The 23,007-nt window shown below is 43.5% G+C and carries 19 protein-coding genes, 1 tRNA gene and 1 riboswitch; of the genes, 5 read left to right on the top strand and 15 right to left on the bottom strand.

The features are described 5' to 3' along the window. Nucleotides 1-45 precede the first annotated feature (45 nt). From L4D20_RS09300 to moaA, 12 genes are all read right to left on the bottom strand, one after another. Entirely contained in the window at nucleotides 46-3,165 is a 3,120-nt protein-coding gene (locus tag L4D20_RS09300; protein WP_428801306.1) for an efflux RND transporter permease subunit, read from the bottom strand. Beyond that, nucleotides 3,165-4,322, bottom strand: coding sequence for an efflux RND transporter periplasmic adaptor subunit (locus L4D20_RS09295; protein ID WP_428801305.1), 1,158 nt, complete (start codon nucleotides 4,320-4,322; stop codon nucleotides 3,165-3,167). Before L4D20_RS09295 ends, L4D20_RS09300 begins: the two co-directional genes overlap by 1 nt. Nucleotides 4,323-4,552: 230 nt before the next feature. Continuing rightward, on the bottom strand, nucleotides 4,553-5,311 hold the full coding sequence (gene udp, locus L4D20_RS09290; protein WP_428801304.1) for a uridine phosphorylase: 759 nt from the start codon (nucleotides 5,309-5,311) through the stop codon (nucleotides 4,553-4,555). A gap of 295 nt (nucleotides 5,312-5,606) precedes the next feature. After that, complete coding sequence (locus tag L4D20_RS09285) at nucleotides 5,607-7,946, bottom strand: zinc/cadmium/mercury/lead-transporting ATPase (protein WP_428801303.1); 2,340 nt, start codon at nucleotides 7,944-7,946, stop codon at nucleotides 5,607-5,609. A gap of 86 nt (nucleotides 7,947-8,032) precedes the next feature. Next, the gene (locus L4D20_RS09280; protein ID WP_428801725.1) at nucleotides 8,033-9,517 is read right to left on the bottom strand and encodes an MATE family efflux transporter; all 1,485 of its coding nucleotides are present in this window, start codon (nucleotides 9,515-9,517) and stop codon (nucleotides 8,033-8,035) included. 94 nt (nucleotides 9,518-9,611) lie between these two features. Next, nucleotides 9,612-10,028, bottom strand: coding sequence for a CBS domain-containing protein (locus L4D20_RS09275; RefSeq protein ID WP_428801302.1), 417 nt, complete (start codon nucleotides 10,026-10,028; stop codon nucleotides 9,612-9,614). Nucleotides 10,029-10,178: 150 nt separating this feature from the next. Then, complete coding sequence (gene nrtS, locus L4D20_RS09270) at nucleotides 10,179-10,379, bottom strand: nitrate/nitrite transporter NrtS (RefSeq protein ID WP_428801301.1); 201 nt, start codon at nucleotides 10,377-10,379, stop codon at nucleotides 10,179-10,181. Between the two features lie 136 nt (nucleotides 10,380-10,515). Next, nucleotides 10,516-10,974, bottom strand: coding sequence for a molybdopterin synthase catalytic subunit MoaE (moaE, locus tag L4D20_RS09265; protein WP_428801300.1), 459 nt, complete (start codon nucleotides 10,972-10,974; stop codon nucleotides 10,516-10,518). Between the two features lie 2 nt (nucleotides 10,975-10,976). After that, the gene (gene moaD / locus L4D20_RS09260) at nucleotides 10,977-11,222 is read right to left on the bottom strand and encodes a molybdopterin synthase sulfur carrier subunit (RefSeq protein WP_428801299.1); all 246 of its coding nucleotides are present in this window, start codon (nucleotides 11,220-11,222) and stop codon (nucleotides 10,977-10,979) included. Next, complete coding sequence (gene moaC, locus L4D20_RS09255) at nucleotides 11,219-11,698, bottom strand: cyclic pyranopterin monophosphate synthase MoaC (protein WP_428801298.1); 480 nt, start codon at nucleotides 11,696-11,698, stop codon at nucleotides 11,219-11,221. The genes moaD and moaC overlap by 4 nt, the downstream gene beginning before the upstream one ends. Before the next feature lie 11 nt (nucleotides 11,699-11,709). Continuing rightward, nucleotides 11,710-12,222 (bottom strand): molybdenum cofactor biosynthesis protein B, encoded by a 513-nt coding sequence (moaB, locus tag L4D20_RS09250; RefSeq protein WP_428801297.1) that lies wholly within the window; start codon nucleotides 12,220-12,222, stop codon nucleotides 11,710-11,712. Nucleotides 12,223-12,319: 97 nt separating this feature from the next. Beyond that, nucleotides 12,320-13,309 carry a GTP 3',8-cyclase MoaA gene (gene moaA, locus L4D20_RS09245; protein WP_428801296.1) on the bottom strand — a complete coding sequence of 330 codons (990 nt, stop codon included), beginning with the start codon at nucleotides 13,307-13,309 and terminating at the stop codon, nucleotides 12,320-12,322. Continuing rightward, a riboswitch (molybdenum cofactor riboswitch) is annotated at nucleotides 13,298-13,442 on the bottom strand. Its footprint overlaps the gene before it by 12 nt. A 228-nt stretch (nucleotides 13,443-13,670) precedes the next feature. Between moaA and L4D20_RS09240 the strand changes: the two genes are divergently transcribed. Further along, the gene (locus tag L4D20_RS09240; protein WP_428801295.1) at nucleotides 13,671-14,561 is read left to right on the top strand and encodes a YvcK family protein; all 891 of its coding nucleotides are present in this window, start codon (nucleotides 13,671-13,673) and stop codon (nucleotides 14,559-14,561) included. A 74-nt stretch (nucleotides 14,562-14,635) separates the two neighbouring features. Here L4D20_RS09240 and luxU read toward each other — a convergent pair whose 3' ends face one another. The 3 genes from luxU to uvrB all read right to left on the bottom strand — a co-directional run bounded on the left by luxU (nucleotide 14,636) and on the right by uvrB (nucleotide 18,700). Next, a complete protein-coding gene (gene luxU / locus L4D20_RS09235) occupies nucleotides 14,636-14,977 on the bottom strand; it encodes a quorum-sensing phosphorelay protein LuxU (protein WP_428801294.1) in 342 nt (113 codons plus the stop codon). Nucleotides 14,978-14,979: 2 nt separating this feature from the next. Further along, nucleotides 14,980-16,368: a quorum-sensing sigma-54 dependent transcriptional regulator LuxO gene (gene luxO, locus L4D20_RS09230; protein WP_428801293.1), complete on the bottom strand. Its 1,389-nt coding sequence runs from the start codon at nucleotides 16,366-16,368 to the stop codon at nucleotides 14,980-14,982. A gap of 301 nt (nucleotides 16,369-16,669) precedes the next feature. After that, a complete protein-coding gene (uvrB, locus tag L4D20_RS09225; RefSeq protein ID WP_428801292.1) occupies nucleotides 16,670-18,700 on the bottom strand; it encodes an excinuclease ABC subunit UvrB in 2,031 nt (676 codons plus the stop codon). A gap of 569 nt (nucleotides 18,701-19,269) precedes the next feature. Between uvrB and L4D20_RS09220 the strand changes: the two genes are divergently transcribed. The 4 genes from L4D20_RS09220 to rsxC all read left to right on the top strand — a co-directional run. Continuing rightward, a tRNA-Asn gene (locus L4D20_RS09220) sits at nucleotides 19,270-19,345 on the top strand. 255 nt (nucleotides 19,346-19,600) lie between these two features. Beyond that, nucleotides 19,601-20,182, top strand: a complete 582-nt coding sequence (gene rsxA / locus L4D20_RS09215; protein WP_428801291.1) for an electron transport complex subunit RsxA — start codon at nucleotides 19,601-19,603, stop codon at nucleotides 20,180-20,182. Then, nucleotides 20,182-20,778 carry an electron transport complex subunit RsxB gene (rsxB, locus tag L4D20_RS09210; protein ID WP_428801290.1) on the top strand — a complete coding sequence of 199 codons (597 nt, stop codon included), beginning with the start codon at nucleotides 20,182-20,184 and terminating at the stop codon, nucleotides 20,776-20,778. Before rsxA ends, rsxB begins: the two co-directional genes overlap by 1 nt. A gap of 2 nt (nucleotides 20,779-20,780) precedes the next feature. Beyond that, on the top strand, nucleotides 20,781-23,007 hold a 2,227-nt coding region (rsxC, locus tag L4D20_RS09205), incomplete at its 3' end, for an electron transport complex subunit RsxC (protein ID WP_428801724.1).

The raw sequence follows: 23,007 nt of genomic DNA, 5'->3' as shown, positions 1-23,007 counted from the left end.
AGCCTGCTTTTTATTTATCCGTAATCGGTCTCGATAAAGCTATGATTACTGACTTTCTGGTTGCCACCACCATTGGTAAAACTTACGGCTTCCACTCTTAATATCGTTCAATACCAAATACAGAATTGGCACTAACAATAGGGTTACGAAGGTAGAAAACAGAATACCGAACGCCAACGACACTGCCATAGGAACCATAACCTGAGCTTGAAGGCTGGTTTCAAGCATCATAGGAACCAAACCAAAGAACGTGGTTAACGAGGTCAAAATAACCGCTCTAAAACGGAAACAGCCTGAATCAATCGCAGCCTGTGCGATACTTCTACCCTCTGAACGAGCTCGGTTAACATAGTCGACTAAAACCAATGAATCGTTCACCACAACGCCGCCTAAAGCGATAATCCCCGTCATACTCAACATACTCATCGATAAACCAAGAAATAGGTGCCCAAACAGCGCGCCAATCATGCCAAACGGTATGACCGACATAATGATCATCGGTTGAGTATAGGATTTCAACGGAATAGCTAGCAGGGTATAAACGGCCAGTAGAACAAATAACGCACCTTGAGCTAAAGCGACCATCGACTCTTGCTCATCCAAGCTTGCACCGCCCAGCTTCACTGACAATCCATCATATTTATCAGTAAGCTCTGGAACAAAGTTTGATAGCACATCATCGATAACTTTCTTAGGCTCTGCGACATTAGTATTCACATTAGCAACAATCGTCAATGCACGGCGATTATCTTTACGGTTAATCGACGAATATGAATCATCAAGCTCAACCTCGGCAACCGTTGAAAACGGCACACTCTCACCTGAAGGAGTGCGGATTAGCATGTTTTCCAAATGACCAATACTGCGTCGCTCTTCACGTGGGTAGCGCACCATCACCTTCACTTCTTCTTTGTCTCTCAGCAATCGTTGTGCTTCATAACCAAAGAAGCCATGACGAACCTGAGAAGCGAGATCAAGCAAGCTTAACCCTAAGGCTTCCGCTTCAGGTTTGATCTGTAGGCGAATCTCACTAGAACCTGACGAGAAGTTATCAGATACATCGTAAAGACCATTGTATAACGCGAGCTTTTCTTTTAACTCTTCAGAAGCAGACGTTAGCGCATCTAAATCATCCGATGCTAGCTCAAATGTCACAGTATTGGTTTGAGCGCCCCCTCCCGCGTCAAACGAGAGCTTGTTGACTCCGACTAACGTTGGTAGTTCTGCTCGCCATTTATCCGCAATCTGAACCCCATCGATTTGGCGATCTTCCGCTTTAGATAGCTCAACAAAAAACTCAATGTTAGTGAGTGAGGCTTTCACAACAAGATAGTGGTCGACAACGGAATGCCCAAACTCTTCCGTCACTTTTTCATCCATCTGATGAAGAGATTTCTCGATCAGCTGCGCCGTTTCAATTGTGCGTGCTTCCGAAAAAGCGGGCTCCATTTCTAATGTGACATGGATATAATCTGAAGGCATATCAGGGAAAAACACCCAACGAACCTTACCGCTCATCACTAACGCGACTGAGAGCATTAACACACCGAAAAATACCGCCAATACTCGATACCGATATTGAATACACAGCTCTAGGAATGGTTTATACCGCTCCACAACAAACCGATTTACTTCTCCATTAAAAGCTTGTTTCGCTTTCACAAATCGATTCGGTTTCTTATTCGGATTTAGCTTCATGTGTGCCAAGTGCGCTGGCAATATTAGCTTTGATTCAATCAGTGAGAAAACAAGGCAGAGAATCACGACCCAAGCAACGGCTTCACTCAGGCTTTTCATCGGCCCAGAGATCATCAACATAGGAATAAACGCCACCATGGTAGTCAATACACCGAACGTCGCGGGCGTTGCTACTTTACGAACACCTGTTACGACGCTATCAACGCTATGACCATTTTTTTCAATTTCTTGCGCCGCACTTTCACCGGTCACTATCGCATCATCAACCACAATGCCCAACACCAAAATAAAGGCGAACAGACTGACCATGTTGAGTGTGACGCCAAATGGCGGATGAGGCATTAAGAAGAACGCGCCAAGGAAACAGACAGGAAGACCCATCATGACCCAAAAGGCCAGCTTTACATTCAAAAACAGCGCTAATATCGCAAACACAAGGATCGCACCAAACACGATGTTCGAAATCATCATGTCGAGTCGGCCATCAAGGTAGTGTGTAAGATCTAACCAACTGTCCATAAACACGCCATCGGGTAGCGCTTTCTTATGCTCATCTAACCATGCATTGACCTGTGTGGAAATCTCAACGGCATCTTGGCTATCAACACTATTTACTTGAATAATGGCAGCAGGATAACCATTAAAACGAACGTAGTTATCCCAATCGATAAAACCATCTTGAACATCAGCGACTTGAGATAATAAAATTCGACTGCCATCTGCATTGGCAGCAACAACAATATTGGTAAAATCACTTTCTCGGTAGGCTTGCGCCTTAGTGCGAAGCAAAATATTGCCGTCATCAGCTCGAATTGAACCACCAGGAAGATCAAATGAAGAACGCTGAACAGCTTGAGCAACTTCGTTGAACGTTAGTCCGAATTCACGTAACTTTTGTTCGCGAACTTCAATCGCAATTTCGTAATCTAACGCACCAATAAGATCCGCACTCGATACTGCGGGTAGTGATGTGAATTCATCGCGAGTCTGCTTAGCCAGCTCTTTCATTTCATGGTCGGTTAAATCACCATAAATTGAGACAAACATCACCAAGTTCTTCGGCTTTATTTGGAAAATATTGGGGTTTTCAATGCTATCGGGAAAGGTCGAAATAGAGTCAACTTCTAGCTTAATTTCATCTAAAATATCTTTTGGCTTGTAACCTGAGTCCACCTCAACGGTCACTGTACCTACACTGTCTGCTGCCACCGAAGAGAGCTGCTTGATACCACGAATATCTTTGATCGCCTCTTCGATTTTGATATTAATGCCTTCTTCAATCTCCTGAGGCGCAGCTCCGGGGTAGGCAACTGTTACTTGAACAAAGTTAGTTTCAATCGTTGGGAAAACTTCTTTATTGAGAGTAAATACGCTAAACAAACCACCAATAATCAATAACCACATGATGAGGTTTGCTGCTACTGGGTTATGAGCAAACCACGCTATGATGCCACGTTGCTGACTCATTACTCACTCTCCTGAGCATTAATAATGGTGACCGTTTGATCGGCTTTGTACTGACTAATCGGCGTCAACGATATTCTTTCTCCATCGGTGAAGCTTGATTGTATGTAGGCAAATTCTTCATCTTGGCGAATGATATTAACGTTCCTAGGTTCGAGTTGTTCTTCGCTATTAACCACATAGGCCTCGCCATTTCGTACAAGGTTTCGCGGCAGTACGACAACATCTTCAACCGTATTTGCTACTACTTGCGCAGTAACATAGCTGCCAAACTTCAAAGACGGCTGAATGCATGAGGGCTGCTCAAGGCAATATGGGTCTTCAATTTCGGCAATTAAGTTGAACATACGGGAATTGCGGTCAATAACACGCTCACTTCTCGCTATCACGGCTGGGTAATCAAACTTCTGCCCTGCATATCGAACTTGCAGCATACCTGATAAAGAGACGTCATCATTGATTGGCAGGTAAGCAAGGTCGTTATTGGAAATAGGCAGTGAGACTTCTGCTTGCTTAGTATCATAAATGTCGGCGATTGGTGCACCGACAGTTAAGTACTCACCTAAACTGGCATGACGCTCACTCACTAAACCGTCAAAAGGGGCCCGAATAACGGTTCTTTGAACATTACGAATAGCACGCTTAACAGCGGCCTGTGCAAACTTCACATTCGCTTTTTCTCGTTTTACCTGTGGAACCCGTAAACCCAATTTTGGCGCTTTTCCCTCGCCAACGTGAGCCCAATCTCGCTTAGCAACTTCTGCTCTAGCCAGTTCTTCTTCTAGCAATGCTTTCGCCTGAGCAAGTGATGCCTTAGCCTGCTCTAAATCGGCTTCATAATCAGAGGGGTCGATATTAGCCAGTACTTGACCTTTTTTAACCAAGCCACCCACCAACAAATCAGGCGCTAACATGACGATTCGGCCTGAGATTTCACTCACAATTTTGGATTGATATTTCGGTTCAACAAAACCGTAAGAATCGACGTGAAAAGTAACGGTTTTAGGATTGGCTTCTAATACTTCGATACGAAGTACTGTTGGCTCAATAGCTATCTGCTCGGGTTCTTCTTTAGTCGCGATAAGTATCTTAGATGCAATAAAAAACAGACCTAGAATGATAAGCGGCGCAGCCCTTCTAGCTATGAGTGCTAAATTCATGAAAATCCTTAAATGGGAAAGCAATAATTAGTTTGAATTGTGATGAAAAAATCACGCAGTATTATTCCAGTATATAACGACTGATACCCTGCTCTTCCTCAATAATACGCTTTTGCTATTGTCTCGTCTTGAATACATAGATAAAAAAAAGCCACTGATAAGAATCAGTGGCTTTTGAACCAATAACTTGCCAAAGGCAAGCTAACTGTATTTCTATATGATAAGAATCGTTACAGCATCTTACGTGCAGCTTCTACTACAACTTTGATTGAACGCGCTTCTGTCGTCTTCAACGTTGCGTGATCTGGTGTCTCTTTTTGAGTACGGTTGATAATTACACCCGCAACACAGCCAGCTTTCAAGCCAGAGCTTGCACACATGGTTAGTAGCGTTGCTGATTCCATTTCAAAGTTCAACACGCCCATGTCTTGCCACTCTTGCATCGAACCTTGGAAACGCTTAACTACGCGACCAGAGAATGTATCGTAACGCTCTTGACCTGGGTAGAACGTATCGCTTGAAGCAGTTACACCCATGTGTACATTTGCACCTGACTCTTCAACGGCTGCTTTCATTGCTGTTGCGACTTCGAAATCAGCTACTGCAGGGAACTCCATTGGAGCAAAGTGTAAGCTTGCGCCGTCTAAACGAACTGAACCTGTTGAGACAATCATATCACCCACATTCACATGCGGTTGAATTGCGCCAGTAGTACCGACACGTAGGAAAGTACGAACACCTAGCTGCGCAAGCTCTTCAACAGCGATAGACGTTGATGGGCCACCAATACCTGTTGAACAAACTACAACTGGTTTTCCATCTAGTTCAGCACGATAAAGCGTATATTCACGATGGCTTGCTAGAAAAACTGGATTCTCCATCTCTTCAGCAATTTTTTGTACACGTGCAGGATCACCAGGGATAATAGCAAGTGTTGCGCCTTGTAGATCAGCTTCAGTAATACCTAAGTGGAAAACAGCTTGAGACATAAGTCACTCCTTTTGCAGCTTGTTCAGCTATGGTTTATTCGTTAATTGGACGAACTGTAGGTTTATTGTTCACAGGGTTACTGTATCTAACCTCACCACAACAAAGAGTGATCACAATCACAACCAAAACTCACTAGTGACATTTCATTTCACAGAAAAACGATTGGCATCACACTTTAAGTTCAAGATTGAACAATTGGTTTCATAAAATTGATAGCCACTTCGATTTGAAGTGGCTATCAAATTACATCGTTTATACTTTTCACCGATAGAGTTATGAAAGTGCCATCATGACCTAATCACTAAACTTCGATTTAAACTTCAATAATCGAAGCGCGTTTAATGTCACTAATGCTGTTGCTCCACTATCCGCCAATACCGCAACCCAAAGCCCTGTAATACCCAATAAGCTAGTGACCAAAAATACGGACTTTAAACCAAGTGCCAAAAATACGTTTTGTCTAATGTTAGCGAGCGTCGCTCTCGAAAGCTCAATCATGCCCGACAATTCAACCAATCGGTTATGAGTAATAGCGGCGTCGGCTGTTTCTAGTGCAACGTCTGTGCCACCACCCATCGCTATACCGATACTGGCCGCTTTCATCGCAGGCGCATCATTGATGCCGTCCCCAACCATCGCGACATTGTCGTTTTGAGAGAGTTGTTCAACATAACTCACTTTATCTTGAGGAAGTAAGCTAGCTTTGAAATCGATATCGATTAACCCACTGATCGCCTGCGCACTTCGAGGGTTATCACCGGTTAACATAATTGAGTTAATACCAAGAGATTGAAGTGCTTTCACCGCCTGTTTTGCGTCTTCTCTAAGCGTATCTTGCCAAGCAATGATGCCAATGCATTCCATATTGCCTTTAATGGCGACGACAACCGTTTTACCTTCGTCTTCTAGCTTCTCTATCGTTGCTACGGTTTGATTATCTAATTCAAAGTCAATCTTACTTGGGGCACTCACTTGATAGTGCTTACCATTCACAACGCCGCGGACACCACTGCCAATCAAGGCTTGTTTCTCAGTTGCCTCAGGCAGTGAAATCCCCATACTCTCAGCTCGTTTCACTAGTGATACAGCCAGAGGATGGCTTGAACCCACTTCAATCGCACCGACCACTTCGAGTAGTGTCGACTCTTGCCAATGATCAAACGCAATAACATTCGTCACTTCAGGTTTACCCTTAGTTAGGGTGCCAGTTTTATCGAATGCTACGGTTTGTATTTTACCAAGTTGCTCTAATGCCGCTCCGCCTTTAATCAGTGCACCTCTACGCGCTGCCGCGGCAAGGCCAGAAGTTATAGCTGCAGGTGTTGAAATAACTAAAGCACATGGACACGCGATAAGCAGCAAGGCTAAACCACGATAGATCCATGTTTCCCATGGCTGTGAAAATAGCAGAGGAGGCATAGTAATAACGGCTAACGCGACAACCATCATTAACGGCGTGTACCAACGGCTGAATTTATCTAAAAAACGCTCTAACGGTGCTTTGCGTGATTCCGCTTCTTCAATCAAATGAAGAATTCGATCAATCGCATTTTCACCTTGTTTTGAGGTAATAGTGAAACGAACGACTCTATCCGCTACAACTGCTCCCGCCATAATAGCTTCGCCTTTATAACGTTCGACAGGGATAGATTCGCCCGTTAGCGCACTTTCATCAAAACTAGCGGCTTCGTCATGAAGCGTACCGTCTGCTGGAAGCCTAGCACCGGGAGAAACCTCAATGACATCACCAGGGTTAAGCTCGCTTACTGAGACATCAACACGTTTACCATCAACAATTTTCGTTGCGGTTTCTGGAACTAAAGCCATCAAAGCTTGAACACCACTTCTTGCTCTTGATGCAGCAAAAGCTTCTAAACGTTCCCCGATAAGAAACAGTAGTAATACCATCGCCGCTTCAACGGTTTCGCCAAGATACAAAGCGCCTAGGGCAGCAACGCTCATCAGTGTTTCAATCGAAAAAGGGGTTCCGGATTTAGCCAGCAACAGGGCTTTCTTCCCAATCGGGTACAAACCAGCTAAACAGGTAAAAACAAATAACCATTCACTTACTTGAGGAAGTGTCGGCTTAATTAGTGCGGCGAACACCATCGCTAAAGCAATGGCGATAATTTTGATGTTTTGCTTAATGACTGACTGCCAACCCATTTGAACCTCAGGCTTTGCAGTATTGTTTGGAGAGGTAAAGGTAAAGCCTGCATTGATCACGGCTTGTTCAATGCTATTGACGATTGATGGGTCGTTAAATTTTGTGACCAATTTCTCCGTCGCGAATAGAACTTTAGATTCTACAATGCCATCGATTTTATTAACGGCTGTTTCTACTTTTCTTGCACATGCCGGACAATCCATTCCTTCGATTTTCCAGCTTTGGCTCAATAACGTTTGTGCTGTTTCTTTAACAGGTGAAGCAGTAGATGTGGATCCACCGGACTCACCTTCCTCGTCATTAGGGCTCGCGCCACTGTCACAAGAGTCGGAAGCACAGCAACCAGATTCTGATGTCGCAACGCCTGCCATTTGAATTGAGTTTATTTTAGGGGCAGCGCAAGAGCTGCTTGCTGTTGCAACTGGCGCTACCTTATTAGAGCGGCAACCCGCATGTTTTGTGCACATATTGTTCTCTCCGTAATCCATGTTCAAAGAATGAGCTATGTTTACAGAAAGTATAAACCTTTGAGCCTACTCCAAGGTCAAACGGTTTATTTCGTTTTATTGGTTTTTTTTACATCAGGCTGAATGACGGCCATTAACTCTTCATCGATAATTGCATCATCAATTAAAACAGCATCATGTGTGCAAAAAGGTTGAGAGTTAACACAGGTAAATGAAGGGTCATCATCTATTTCTGGCTCTTGTCCCTGCATCATTCCGGCAATGTGTTTTCTCAACATAAACATCGCAATGACACCAAATACAATCGTACCTACCGCTTGCCCATACAGAACACCTAGTGCACCAAACCACTGCGCACCAAAGTAGACAAAAGGTAATGTTCCAATGGTTGCTTTACCTAGGTTAAGTGCCGTTGAATACAATGGCTTACCTAAATTATTAAATGAGGTATTGGCAACGAACAAGGTCCCATTAAACACAAAGCTTATCGCCACGTAAGTACAAAAAGCAGCAACAATAATGGCCGCATCACCCTCAAGGCTAAACATAGCAACAATCAGATCTTGAGCAAAATAGAGAACAGCACAAACAATTAGGGTGTACGTCGTCGTCACAATTAGCGAGTTGTTCAGCGTTTCTTTTACCCTATCAAAACGCTCCGCACCGAAATTCTGCCCGATAATAGGTCCGACTGCGCCAGAAAGAGCAAAAATAACCGCAAAACAGACTGGAATAAGGCGCCCTATCACCGCATAGCCTGCGACAAAGTTCTCACCAAACTGTGCGATTGAAGAAGTCACTATCGCGTTGCCCACTGGTGTTGCAATATTTGTAATGATCGCAGGTACGGCAATGGCCAAAATGACTTTTAAATTGCGTTGCCATACGACAAACGAAGGTCTTGCGACCAACTTATGAACCTTTATCAGTGGATACAGAGAAAAGAACAGTACAGTGAAACGGGCAATAACCGATGCTAGGGCAGCACCTTCCACATTCCAACCAAAGCCAAAGATAAATAACGGATCTAATACCGCATTCACTAACCCTCCCGATAAGGTCGCCCACATTGACCGCTTTGCATCACCCGCCGAACGTAATCCTGCGCCCGCAGCCATCGCCAGGGCAATCACTGGTCCACTAGGTAACAGTATCTCTAGATAAGCTTGAGCCCTTTCCGCTGCAAATCCCTGAGCGCCAATCAGCGCAAGTAACTCTGGGATATAAACATACATCAGCGCACAAACAATCGAGCTAATAACGAAAGCTGTCGTCATAATGCTAGCACTGAGCTGCCGCGCATAATCACGTTTCTTAGAACCAATGGCCTTCGAGACCAATGCCCCCATCGCAATGGAAGTTCCAATCGATATTGATGTTGAGAAGAACACTAAACTACCAGCGAACCCAACAGCAGCAGCCAATTCAACTTGACCGAGCATACTAATAAACAGCATATCAAGCAGATCGACGACAAAAAGTGCCATCAAACCAACAGACCCCGCACCAGACATGACAAGGATATGCCTCATCGTTGAGCCTTCGACAAATTTAGCGGTCTGGTTTGACATCATGTTCTCCTAGAGCATTACTTTAAGTAAAAAGAAAGGCGCATTAAATTATGCGCCTTACATTTTGTTACTTTTATAGATTAGCTACAAACTATCACACAGGATGCTTAAAGCAATCATCAATACTCTTTCCGATTGCGCGCAGAACATCACGACGACTGATTATTCCGACCAATTTTTCGTTATCAATTACCGGATACACCTTAGGTTTACCAACTTTCATTTTGTCGGCCATCTCTATAATGGTTGTTTCTGGTGACACCGAGAGCACTTCTTGGTGCATACAATCACTCACTAGGTGCGTGTCTTGGCAGAAATAGCTCACCTTTACCAGCTTATCGAGTAAGTCTTGCTCAGATAGAAAACCGATCACTTTTTCCTGATCATCTATAACTGGACCACCAAGATGCGTACATTTCATTACTTTCTGTAAGGCCACACTTAACGACATGTCGGGCTTAAATGTTACCGCCTGAAGCGTCATATAGTCTTTTACTCTTTGTGATTCCATAACTTACTCCTTAAGCTACAATTTTTACTGCGTATAAGGTAATTGTTGTCTAATTTCTTGATTTTACTAAATGGTTTTGGCCAATTTTATCAATAGATTTTTCCTATTAATCGGTTAAGCCCCATGTGGCCTGACTTCTAACTAAATGACTTAGCCACTATTTTTCTGTTCTTGTGCGATATCTCTCATTGTAATCACGCTGCTTACCAGTGAAACGCCGAAGGGAACACAGTAAGTTAGAACCGCTTTTAGCCATTGAATGGCCACGCCACCAAAGATTGCGTCGTATTGATTAATGATATTCAGCAATGTTCCGACGACCAGCGCAATCAACACAGCACGTTTAATCATTTTCCTGCTTACCACGCCTTAAACTCCCCTTTGCTCACCTTTCTCTAGTATGGCAAAACTATTGATCTCATCTTGTGCTGCATGATCAAAAAAGGTTAACCGAAGTTAACCTTTATCTAAGCATTTTCCATGCCTGCTATTTGTTATTCCACCGCTCTGCAGCTTGAGCATCTGAGTCTCTCGATTCCACCCAGCGAGTTTCTTCCGTGGTCCGTTCTTTTTTCCAAAACGGAGCTTTGGTTTTAAGATAATCCATAATGAACTCACACGCTTCAAACGCTGCACCTCTATGTGCACTAGAGACGCCGACAAAGACAATTTGATCACCAATATCGAGATCGCCCACACGATGAATCACACGTAAGTTTAATAACGGCCACCGGCTTTCTGCCTGATCGCAGATCTCTGACAGGGCTTTTTCAGTCATGCCAGGGTAATGCTCTAGCGACAGTCCGGTTACGTTATCGCCCAAGTTCATATCGCGAACCTTACCAATAAACGTAACAACAGCTCCGGACTGAGTGCCCTTGGCTAAATAGTCGTATTCATCCGCAACAGAAAAATCGCCATATTGGACGCTAACTCGGTTATCCATCTTTAACCTCCAGTAACAGGAGGAAAGAAAGCGACTTCATCACCATCAACAATTGATGAATCAAGCGGAACAATAGACTGATTCACGGCAGCTAATAGCTTGCCTTCTTCAAGAGCAATGTCCCACTTTCCTTCTTGTTGCACTAAGTGAGCACGTACTTGTTCTACTGTATCAAACGTCGCGTCCAATTCGACACTATCAACACCCACCAACTCGCGAGTCTGAGCAAAAAAGAGAACCTTAATCATGACTCCACCTTAAAGTGACCAGATTTACCGCCACTTTTCTCAAGCAGACGTACTTGCTCTATAACAATGTCTTTTTGTACGGCTTTACACATGTCGTAAATAGTCAGAGCAGCAACCGACGCAGCGGTTAATGCTTCCATTTCAACGCCAGTCTTACCGGCCAATTTACAAACAGATTCAATACGTACTTTATTCTCAGCTTCTAAGGCTTCCAACTGAACTTCTACTTTCGTCAGTAACAGAGGGTGACATAGTGGGATTAGGTCCCAGGTCTTTTTAGCCGCCTGTATACCAGCAATACGCGCGGTAGCAAACACGTCACCTTTATGGTGCTGACCTGAAACGATCAAGTTAAGTGTCTCTGCCGACATAGAAACAAAAGCCTCCGCTCTTGCTTCACGAACGGTTTCTGCTTTAGCCGATACATCAACCATGTTGGCTTCGCCCGACGCATTAATATGTGTTAATTCGCTCATAGTTGACTCCTCTATACCGAAAGATGCGGCATAAAGTTACATGGGCGATGGCTTGCATCCAATTGCTGTTTGATGATCTTAGTCCACGCTGTACGACAAGCACCAGTTGATCCTGGCATAGCGAAAATCACCGTATGATTAGCAAACCCTGCAATTGCGCGAGATTGAATCGTCGAAGTGCCAATCTCTTCATAAGAGACTGTGCGGAACAGCTCACCAAAACCTTCTACTTGCTTGTCAAACAGAGGAACAAGTGCTTCAGGGGTGCTATCACGAGAGGTAAAACCGGTACCACCAGTAATGACAACTGCTTGAACCGATTCATCAGCAATCCACTGTGAAACAATTGCACGGATCTTGTACATATCATCAATCACGATTTGTTTGTCTACAACATTGTGGCCTGCTTCTTTAGCCTGCTCAGCTAAGTAACCGCCTGATGTGTCATTTTCTTCTGTGCGAGTATCTGAAACGGTAAGGACTGCGATATTTGCTGCTTGAAATTTGCTTTCTGCGTGACCCATTTGTTCACCTATTTTTAAGTTTTTAATAATTCGTCTGTGAGGCGTGTATGTCGAACGCGCAATGGCGCTCACCCTCTAGTTGACCACTAAAAGTCAACTAGCCACCAATCGACGCTAAATGAGGAGTAATTCCTGAATTGCCATCATGTAAGAAATGGCTCTGTGATTTGTTTTGCAACTGCTGTGAGATGCGAGCCATGAGCGCATTTTGTTGCAAATCGCTCTCTAATAAGTCGCGTAACTCTACGCCGTGATCACCGAACAAGCACATATGTAGCTTGCCTCGCGCAGAGACTCGTAATCGGTTACAGCTCTCACAGAAGCTTTTTTCGTAAGGCATAATGAGCCCTATTTCACCTTGATAATCAGGATGAACAAAAACCTGAGCAGGGCCATCATTAACGGCGCGGACCTTTAAAATCCAACCGTTGGCAATCAGCTGATTACGTATTGCGACACCAGAGACATGGTGCTTATTGAAAAGGTCGTCCATCTCACCGGTTTGCATCAGCTCAATGAAGCGGAGTTGAATCGGGCGGTCTTTAATCCAATTAAGAAAACTTGGCAGCTCGTGCGCATTAAGGTCTTTCATCAATACGACATTGACTTTCACCTGTGAGTAACCCACTTCAAAAGCCCGATCGATTCCACCCATCACTTGAGTAAATTTATTTTCGCCCGTGATTTGATGAAACATGCGAGGGTCTAGGCTATCGAGGCTCACATTGATATGGGTAAGACCAGCTTGCTGCCAGTCTGCGACCTGCTTTTCCATACGGTAGCCATTGGTCGTCGTTGCCACTTTTTCAATACCAGAGGTTGAAGAAACGGCATCAATGATATCAATAAAGTCTTTACGTAGGCTTGGCTCACCACCAGTAATGCGTACTTTAGATGTACCGCATTCGGCAAAAGCTGAAACGACACGTTTCACTTCAGGAACGGTTAAAAAAGATGAGTTTTTCTGCCCCGAAGGCTTATAACCATCAGGTAAACAGTAATTACATTTGAAGTTACAGACGTCTGTAACAGATAGCCGCAAGTAATAAAACTTGCGGTTAAATTGATCTTCGAATTGTTGCGCCACGGAACACCTTTCCAAATACGGGAGGCGGAATCATTTCTAATTCAACCCTGGTGACTGTTAGTCACTGGCTCATTCCGCTTATCCTTACCGACGTGGTGAACTTAGCTAAATGAGCTCGGAGTTATGGCAACCAGTGCAGCTAAAGCACACCACTGGTAGCTGTTTTATAAAATACTTAATATTTCAATACGATTCTACCCTCGCGGTCAAAAAATTATCGTCCCGAACAAAAATAACCACTTTTGAGTATTTAAAGCCTCATAATTACACTAAATTTATAGAGATATAGCGGAGTTGACTTAGTATCGACCCAAATAAGGCGAAATATGCGAAACAACGCCCCTACAGAAAGAAGAATGACATGACTTTATACTCATCTAAAAAAGTGGTTGCCATTGGTGGCGGTCACGGATTAGGTCGAATGCTTGCCGCGCTTAAAGATTTTGGCTCTAATGCTACGGGAATTGTTACCACGACAGATAACGGTGGTTCAACAGGCCGAATTCGCCATTGCCAAGGCGGAATAGCATGGGGAGATACTCGAAATTGTATCAATCAGCTCATTACCGATCCTTCCATTAGTTCAATGATGTTTGAATATCGATTCAAAGGCGCTGGCGAGTTAGATGGACACAACCTTGGTAATCTAATGTTAACGGCTCTTGATAATCTATCAGTTCGTCCATTTGAAGCGATTCAGCTAATTCGAAATATGCTCAAAGTCGATGTAAATATCGTGCCGATGTCTGAGCACCCTTCCGATTTAGCGGCTCTCTCTACGGAAGGTAAATGGGTTACAGGCGAAACAAACGTTGATGAGATGACCGATGACCTGATGCGATTAGATTTATCACCTGAAGTGCCCGCAACTAAAGAAGGTGTTCTCGCTATTGAAGACGCGGACTGCATCGTTTTAGGACCAGGAAGCTTTTTGACCAGCATTATGCCGCCACTACTCTTACCTGAAATTGGAAAAGCCATTGCAGCAAACAACAAGGCTAAATTGGTTTTTGTCGAAAACTTGTCGCCAGAGTACGGCCCTGCTGGACGAATGAGTTTAAAACAGAAGTTAGAGTGGTGTGAGAGAGCTTGCCAAGGTAGGAAGATAGACGTTGTACTTGGTGATACGCCTCATCCTGAGATCGATAAAGATTGGTACTGTTTGACCACCGAGCTTGCTTCACCAAATCGAGATTGGCGACATGATAGAAGCAAACTTCAATCTGCGGTAGAAGAGCTGATTAACCGTTAGTTCGCTAGCCGTAACTAACGAGTGCTAAATAACGCATCTTTTACCTTTTCGATGTTATTTAGCACTAATGCTCGCTATTTGGCTACGAGTGACTGATAAGCTTCTCTGGTGGTATCGAGAATTTTAATCATCTGAGCAGCATCAACAACGGGGTTGAGTTCTATGCCTGCTTTTATTTTGCTATCTAAATCGATAGAAAACTGGCATAGCTTATCGGCTCCGAAACTTGCGGCACTGCTTTTTAGCGCGTGACTTATTTCCCTTAGGTAATCTGCCTTATCTAACCCTTCTTCGTCGAGAAGCGTTTTCATATACAGATTCAATTCACCAAGAAATATATCCAATAATACGGGTACATTTTCTTGTCCAATCTCATTCGAGAGTCGCTCGATTTTTTGGCTGTTTAATATATCCATCGTTACTTGTCACTGTTCCATACTTGCAATTTTCTATAAATCGTTGATGGACTGACATCCAAATATCCGGCTGCCCGCGGTATATTCCCTTCACACGCTTCAATAGCTTGTTCAATCGCTGTTTTTTCCGTGAGCCATAGCGGGAAAATTTCATGCACTGATACTTGCTCTTTAACGCTTGGCTGAACGCGAATCTGGTTATCGATCGGTAAATTCAGCGGTGGTGGTAGCATGTTTAGAGTGATCTCTTTACCATTATTGAGTACCACAACATTTCGCAATACATTCTGTAATTGCCTTACGTTACCGGGCCATTCAAAGCGATTGAAACACTCCACGACCTCTGGCGATAAACGTACAAACCCTTTACCTTCTTCGTTAGACATGAACCCCAATAAAGAATAGGCTATTTCAATCACATCTTCACCACGCTCTCTAAGTGGCGGTAAATTCAAAGGAATAACGTACAAACGGTAGTAGAGATCCTCTCTAAAGCGACCTTCTTGGACTTCCTTCCACGGGTCTCGATTGGTCGCACATACAAAACGAACATCGACACTTTTCATTTTCGATGAACCGACTTTCTGAAACGTGCCTGTTTGTATAAAGCGTAACAATTTTGTTTGTAAGTCGAGATCCATTTCACACAGTTCATCAAGAAATAGTGTACCGCCATCGGCTGCCTCTGCTGCGCCTTGCCTATCGGTAGCCGCGCCAGTAAATGCGCCTTTTACATGACCAAATAACTCACTTTCAATAAGGTCTTTAGGAATGGCGGCACAGTTGATCGCAATAAAGGGCTTGTCACCCCGTTTGCTCGCCGCGTGAATCGCTTCTGCACACACTTCTTTACCAGTACCACTCTCGCCTGTAATAAAGATACTCGCTTTACTCATGGCTGCGGAATCGATCGTCCGGTAGACGGCTTGCATAGTTTGACTACTGCCAATAAAGCCTTGGTAATTCTGATTGCCGGGATAATCTTCTTTATTCTTGAGCTTACTCGCTTTGCGAATGGCGTTATTCACCGTGACACGCAACCGATCCGCTTCACACGGTTTAATTAGGAAATCCTGTGCGCCCAAACGCATTGCTTCAACGGCCGTATCAATAGAGCCATGAGCAGTCATAAATATAACAGGTACATCAGGGTGGATGTGTTTTACGCTCTCAAGTACATCCATGCCCGTCATATCCGGCAGTCGTAAATCGAGAAGTATAAGGTCTGGTGTGCGATTTTTTAAGCTATCAATAGCATCGCGCCCTGTACCGACAATGTTAATGTCGAGACCAAGAGGAGTCAGGTAGGATCGATAAAGAGCAGCGACGGACGCCGTATCTTCTACCATCAATAAATATTTTGATTTGTGAACATCTGATAATTGCTGCATAACCTAGCCAATAGTTATTTGCATTTTCCTAAATAATTGCATTACGAATTGCATTTTGCAAATGGCGACCACAAATATAACACTAAAGGGCTAGGTTTGTGGCGAATATCATGAATTTTTACTGGTCTAAAAGATGCTTCTATCATTATGACCTTAACAGGTCACCTAGCCAACTGACGTTGTTAGTGGATACAATATCCACAAATTACAGCCAATAGACTTATTTATCTATTGGCTTTTTTTTGCCTGCTCAGCCCTTTCTAGCACTAGTAGTACCTCTAGCTAGTGGTTATAAACTGTTTTAGCTATTAGTTATAAACTGCTCTCGTAATTTACCTATTTGATCCCGTTTATCAGCGGCAAGTTCAAACTCTAAATCTTGAGCATGTTGATACATCTGAGCTTCCAATTTAGCGATCTCTTTATCCAATTCTTGTGGAGTGAGTACATTGTATGCCATTGAAGGCTCGGCCACTTTAGACAGCGGCACCTGCTTATTCGCCTTCTGGTTTCTTGTCTTAGCAATATCACCAATTTCCATAATGTCTTTCACACTACGCTTTAAAGCTCGCGGGACAATACCTTGCGCTTCATTATGTGCTTGTTGCTTTTCGCGACGACGATTCGTTTCATCCATCGCTTTTTTCATCGACTTAGTAATCCGGTCACCGTATAGAATCGCTTTACCTTCAAGGTTACGTGCTGCACGACCAATGGTCTGTATTAATGAACGCTCAGAACGTAAGAAGCCTTCTTTATCTGCATCTAAAATAGCAACGAGGGAAACCTCTGGCATATCCAAGCCTTCTCGAAGTAAGTTAATACCCACTAACACATCAAATTCACCCAGACGTAAGTCGCGTATGATCTCTACTCGTTCAACAGTATCAATATCAGAGTGAAGGTAACGTACTTTGACATCATGCTCGGTCAAATACTCGGTTAAATCCTCAGCCATTCTTTTCGTTAATGTTGTAACGAGTACCCTTTCATCTTTCTTAGAGCGAATGCGAATTTCAGATAATAGATCATCCACCTGAGTCGCAACAGGGCGCACTTCAAGCTGCGGATCTAATAGTCCTGTAGGGCGTACAACTTGATCTGCAATGTCATCGGCTGACTTTTCTAACTCATAGTTTCCTGGAGTCGCTGAAACGAAAATGGTCTGTGGCGCTAGCGACTCAAACTCTTCAAACTTTAACGGTCGGTTATCAAGAGCAGAAGGCAGTCGGAAGCCAAATTCAACTAAGGTTTCTTTACGTGATCGGTCACCTTTAAACATTGCCCCTATCTGAGGGACGGTTACGTGCGACTCATCAATAATAAGCACACCATTGTCTGGTAAATAATCGAACAATGTTGGAGGCGGCTCGCCCTCTTTTCGTCCACTTAAATAACGAGAGTAGTTTTCGATACCAGAACAGAAACCAAGTTCATTCATCATCTCTAGATCAAATTGTGTTCTCTGGCTAATCCTTTGCTCTTCAAGCAGTTTATTGTTATCCAACAGGTAGGTTTGTCGCTCTTTTAAATCGACTTTTATGTGTTCAATGGCATCTAGAATTCGATCTCGAGGAGTTACATAGTGAGTTTTGGGATATATCGTATAGCGAGCTAAATCACGTTGTTTAATTGCACCTGTTAGGGGATCAAATACACTAATGCAGTCGATTTCATCATCAAACATTTCGAGTCTAACTGCATCTTGTTCTGACTCTGCGGGGAAGATATCAATAACCTCTCCACGCACTCTAAATTGCCCCCGTTCAAAAGCGACATCATTTCGTGAGTATTGGAGCTCTGCCAAGCGGTGCAAAATATCACGCTGATTCATGACATCGCCACGAGTAACGTGAAGCATCATTTTTAGATATGATTGAGGATCACCCAAACCATAAATGGCCGAAACTGAAGCAACGATAATGGCATCTTTTCTTTCTAAAAGTGCTTTCGTTGCGGATAAACGCATCTGTTCAATGTGTTTATTAACAGATGAGTCTTTTTCAATAAACGTATCCGTCGTTGGAACGTAAGCTTCTGGCTGATAGTAATCGTAGTAAGAAACAAAATACTCAACAGAGTTATTGGGGAAAAACGACTTCATCTCGCCATATAATTGAGCAGCAAGCGTTTTATTTGGTGCAAGTAAGATAGCCGGGCGTTGAGCCTCAGCAATAACATTCGCTAAGGTAAATGTTTTTCCTGATCCCGTAACCCCAAGCAAGGTCTGATGAGCCAGGCCAGAATCTAAACCATCAAGTAGCTTCTCAATGGCGGCTGGTTGATCGCCTGCTGGTTGATAATCAGACTTTAAATTAAACACTTTACTCATCTTTTCCCCACTTCAATGACATCTCATTTTCATCATTGTCGCTGTATGTATATACACCTGCAATAATTATATTTTGATATCTTATAAAAAACACATTTGAATCTATAGAAATGCCAATTTGTGAGATCATTAGACTAGATATCCCTACCTCAGTCTGATATTATCTTTCGCCCTGCACCAAGAACACCATGAAACTAACCTCTGTTTTATTCACATGATTTCCCCATTTTTGCGTAGATGATCAAATATTCTTTGTTTTAGTTGTACTATGACATTACCGCTTTCTCTTACCTTTTCTAAAAATTAATCTTAAATAACAATCCGTTAGAGCAATCTCTCTTTGTCGCTAGCATTAGAGTAATAACACCACCAAAGCGGGTCAAAGGTTGTTTTACCACTTAATTAACACACTTATCCACAATTTTAGTGGATAAGTAAACGTAGCCCAACAACGACAAGGCATTAGAGAAAGTAAAGAAAATTCACTTAAAAAATTTAACTATTTTCTTATCCCAAAGAGTTGACACTATCAAAAGCTGTCGTTAATATTCGCCCCGCTTTACAGCAATTCCCCTTTAGTTCAGTTGGTAGAACGGCGGACTGTTAATCCGTATGTCGCAAGTTCAAGTCTTGCAAGGGGAGCCAAATTTTAAGGCCCAGTCTTTTGACTGGGCTTTTCTCGTTTTTCAACACAGAAACTCTTAATTTAACCAATCGCGTTCAGGCTGAAATCTAAGATTTCATACTAGATAATTGTCACTTTTATCAGAGCTACGCTGGCTAAAACCTTAGAACTACTAATTTTTCACTCAAAAACAGTAAAACCTTACTGATCGTCAGTTGTTATTAGCCAAGCAAAGCACGATAATATTAGGATCGGAATTTCAAATACATATAATTATGACCGAATATTTTTTGTTGTTGATTGGCACTGTGCTAGTGAACAACTTTGTACTGGTAAAGTTTTTGGGCCTATGCCCGTTTATGGGCGTATCGAAAAAACTCGAAACGGCGATTGGTATGGGGCTTGCGACCACTTTTGTGCTCACGCTTGCGTCTGTCTGTGCCTATCTAGTTGAAAACTACCTGCTAGCACCTCTAGGTATTGAATACCTTAGAACGATGAGTTTTATCTTGGTTATTGCCGTTGTTGTGCAATTTACTGAAATGGTCGTTCATAAAACAAGCCCAACGCTGTATCGATTACTTGGTATTTTCCTGCCCTTAATTACCACCAACTGCGCTGTACTTGGTGTTGCTTTGCTTAATATCATCGAGAATCACACATTCATTGAATCTATTATCTACGGATTCGGCGCAGCCGCTGGCTTCTCACTGGTTCTGATCCTTTTTGCTTCAATGCGAGAACGAATAGCTGCCGCAGATGTACCAGCGCCATTTAAAGGTGCTTCGATTGCCATGATCACCGCAGGATTAATGGCTCTAGCATTTATGGGCTTTACTGGTTTGGTGAAGTTATAATGATCACTATTGTCATTGCTGTTATTGCGCTTGTCTCTCTTGCTGCTCTGTTTGGTGCTTTGCTAGGATTTGCCTCGATAAAATTCAAAGTTAAAGCTGACCCTATTGTTGAGCAAATAGACAGTATTCTGCCACAGACTCAATGTGGTCAATGTGGTTACCCCGGCTGCCGTCCTTATGCTGAAGCTATCGCCAACGGAGACAAAATAAATAAATGTCCACCAGGCGGCCAAGCGACAATTGAAAAGCTTGCAGACCTTATGGGTGTTGAAGCAGAAGAGTCTGCCCATGACCTTGAAGAAGCAATAAAAACGGTCGCCTATATTCACGAAGATATGTGTATCGGTTGTACTAAGTGCATTCAAGCTTGCCCTGTAGACGCCATTGTTGGCGGAACTAAAGCGCTACATACCGTAATCAAAGATGAGTGTACAGGCTGTGACCTGTGCGTTGCCCCTTGCCCTACAGATTGTATTGAAATGATCCCTATAGCCCCAACGACTGACAACTGGAAATGGCAAATGAATTCAATTCCTGTCGTCAATATTAGCGACTCTGTCCTTCCGAAAAGCCAAGTGGAAGGTACTTCGAAATGAGTATGCCTTCACTGATAGAACAAATACAAACAGGGACTCTGTGGGATTTCCATGGTGGTGTTCATCCACAAGAAAATAAAACTCAATCCAATAAGTTACCTCCTATTAATACGGAGTTACCTTCAGAAGTTATTTTGCCGGTAAAGCAACACATCGGAAAGCCGGGCAACTTGATTGTTAAAGCGGGTGAAACGGTTCTAAAAGGACAGCCTCTTACAAAGTACACAACCACAATGATGCTTCCTGTTCACGCACCGACCTCCGGCGTGATCACTTCGATTGAACCAAGAACAACCAGTCACCCATCAGGTTTTAGTGAATTATGCATCGTCATCTCACCCGACGGCCAAGAGCGTTGGTGCGAGAAAAATATCATCGACAATTTTCGTAATGAGTCTGCCGACACGCTCATTGAACATATTCGTTTATCTGGTATTTCTGGTATGGGCGGTGCGGGCTTCCCTACTGCAAAAAAAATCCAATCCGGACTATCAAAAACGGATTTGTTGATTATCAACGCTGCTGAGTGTGAACCTTTCATCACGGCTGATGATGTCTTGATGCAGCATTACGCGGATGAAATCCTACTCGGTATCGAGGTTGTTGAGCATATCCTCACGCCGAAACTTACCATTATCGCCATAGAAGACAACAAACCTGAAGCTATACAAGCATTAGAGTTAGCCGCAAAAGATAAAGATATTGTTATTCGAGTTGTACCCACTAAATTCCCATCTGGTGGCGAAAAACAGCTAATCAAACTTCTCACTAATCAAGAAGTACCAAATAATGGTATCCCAGCGGATATAGGTATGTTGGTTCAAAATGTAGCCTCAATGTACGCTATTAAGCGAGCCGTTTTCGATGGTGAGCCGTTAATTGAGCGCATAGTGACTTTAACCGGCGATTGCTTTCCTCAACCGCGAAACGTATGGACCCTTATTGGTACCCCTATTGATACGTTATTGGAACAATTCAAATACAAGGCTCTAAGAAAGAACCCTAGGATTATCATGGGTGGGCCAATGATGGGCTTTACTCTTCCGCACACCCTTGTACCCATAACGAAAACAAGTAACTGTATTCTTGCCCCTAGCGCGAAAGAGCTGCCATCAAACAAATATGAGATGGAGTGTATTCGTTGCGGTCAATGTGCCGAAGTCTGTCCATCGTCTTTATTGCCACAACAGCTACAGTGGTATGCTAAATCAGAAGAGTATGAGAAATGCGCGGAGCTTAATCTTCAGGATTGTATCGAATGTGGTGCTTGTGCCTATGTTTGCCCTAGCGAAATACCTTTAGTGCAATATTACCGCCAAGCCAAAGCAGAAATTCGCTCACGTAAAGAAGAAGCTCAAGCTGCAGAACGTGCACGCCAACGCTTTGAAGAACGAAATATTCGACTAGAAAGAGCCAAAGCAGAAAGAGAGAATCGATTTAAAAAAGCGGCAGATAAACGTCGAAGCGAAATGAAAAAATCCGATGGTGACGATGCTGTCGCTGCGGCAATTGCTCGAGTTAAAGCTCAACAAGAATCCAATGCTAGCGAGAACAACACGCCCACCGCTAAACCTGCCGTTGCGGCTGCGATTGCCAGAGCTAAAGCTCAACAAGCAACGGAATCGGGTGAACCTGATAACTCAGATATGAGTCGACTGCGAGCCGAGCGAAAACAGCAAGCGAAACAGAAAAAAGCACTGATGGAGTCATCAGGAGCTGAAATGCCGACTACAGAGCAAGTTTCTTCTAACAACAACGACTCTAGCCCAGGCGATCCTAAGAAAGCTGCTATTGCTGCAGCCATTGCTAGAGCCAAGGCTCGAAAGGCTGAGCAGAGTACCGCTGGAGAAGCTGTTACACCTGAACCAACTAACTCAAGCGAAGACGACCCTAAAAAAGCCGCTGTCGCCGCTGCTATTGCTAGAGCCAAAGCTCGTAAGGCAAAGCAGAGCAAAGCTGAAGAATCCGTTAACTCTGAACCGGCTAACTCTAGCGAAGACGACCCTAAAAAAGCCGCTGTTGCCGCAGCCATTGCTAGAGCCAAGGCTCGAAAGGCTGAGCAGAGTACCGCTGGAGAAGCTGTTACACCTGAACCAACTAACTCAAGCGAAGACGACCCTAAAAAAGCCGCTGTCGCCGCTGCTATTGCTAGAGCCAAAGCTCGTAAGGCAAAGCAGAGCAAAGCTGAAGAATCCGTTAACTCTGAACCGGCTAACTCTAGCGAGAAAA

This window comes from Vibrio kyushuensis, assembly GCF_050337325.1.
In the GTDB taxonomy this organism is placed as follows: Bacteria; Pseudomonadota; Gammaproteobacteria; order Enterobacterales; family Vibrionaceae; genus Vibrio; species Vibrio kyushuensis.
The sequence above is the reverse complement of the archived record's forward strand: the minus strand, read 5'-3'. Positions and strand labels throughout refer to the sequence as shown.

Coding starts and splice junctions, on each gene's coding strand:
- rsxB (WP_428801290.1), top strand. CDS start 20,182: ATGATCACTATTGTCATTGCTGTTATTGCGCTTGTCTCTCTTGCTGCT.
- moaE (WP_428801300.1), bottom strand. CDS start 10,974: ATGGATAACCGAGTTAGCGTCCAATATGGCGATTTTTCTGTTGCGGAT.
- moaC (WP_428801298.1), bottom strand. CDS start 11,698: ATGAGCGAATTAACACATATTAATGCGTCGGGCGAAGCCAACATGGTT.
- L4D20_RS09285 (WP_428801303.1), bottom strand. CDS start 7,946: ATGTGCACAAAACATGCGGGTTGCCGCTCTAATAAGGTAGCGCCAGTT.
- L4D20_RS09275 (WP_428801302.1), bottom strand. CDS start 10,028: ATGGAATCACAAAGAGTAAAAGACTATATGACGCTTCAGGCGGTAACA.
- uvrB (WP_428801292.1), bottom strand. CDS start 18,700: ATGAGTAAAGTGTTTAATTTAAAGTCTGATTATCAACCAGCAGGCGAT.
- L4D20_RS09295 (WP_428801305.1), bottom strand. CDS start 4,322: ATGAATTTAGCACTCATAGCTAGAAGGGCTGCGCCGCTTATCATTCTA.
- L4D20_RS09280 (WP_428801725.1), bottom strand. CDS start 9,517: ATGTCAAACCAGACCGCTAAATTTGTCGAAGGCTCAACGATGAGGCAT.
- moaB (WP_428801297.1), bottom strand. CDS start 12,222: ATGGGTCACGCAGAAAGCAAATTTCAAGCAGCAAATATCGCAGTCCTT.
- luxU (WP_428801294.1), bottom strand. CDS start 14,977: ATGGATATATTAAACAGCCAAAAAATCGAGCGACTCTCGAATGAGATT.
- L4D20_RS09240 (WP_428801295.1), top strand. CDS start 13,671: ATGACTTTATACTCATCTAAAAAAGTGGTTGCCATTGGTGGCGGTCAC.
- udp (WP_428801304.1), bottom strand. CDS start 5,311: ATGTCTCAAGCTGTTTTCCACTTAGGTATTACTGAAGCTGATCTACAA.
- nrtS (WP_428801301.1), bottom strand. CDS start 10,379: ATGATTAAACGTGCTGTGTTGATTGCGCTGGTCGTCGGAACATTGCTG.
- moaD (WP_428801299.1), bottom strand. CDS start 11,222: ATGATTAAGGTTCTCTTTTTTGCTCAGACTCGCGAGTTGGTGGGTGTT.
- L4D20_RS09300 (WP_428801306.1), bottom strand. CDS start 3,165: ATGAGTCAGCAACGTGGCATCATAGCGTGGTTTGCTCATAACCCAGTA.
- rsxA (WP_428801291.1), top strand. CDS start 19,601: ATGACCGAATATTTTTTGTTGTTGATTGGCACTGTGCTAGTGAACAAC.
- luxO (WP_428801293.1), bottom strand. CDS start 16,368: ATGCAGCAATTATCAGATGTTCACAAATCAAAATATTTATTGATGGTA.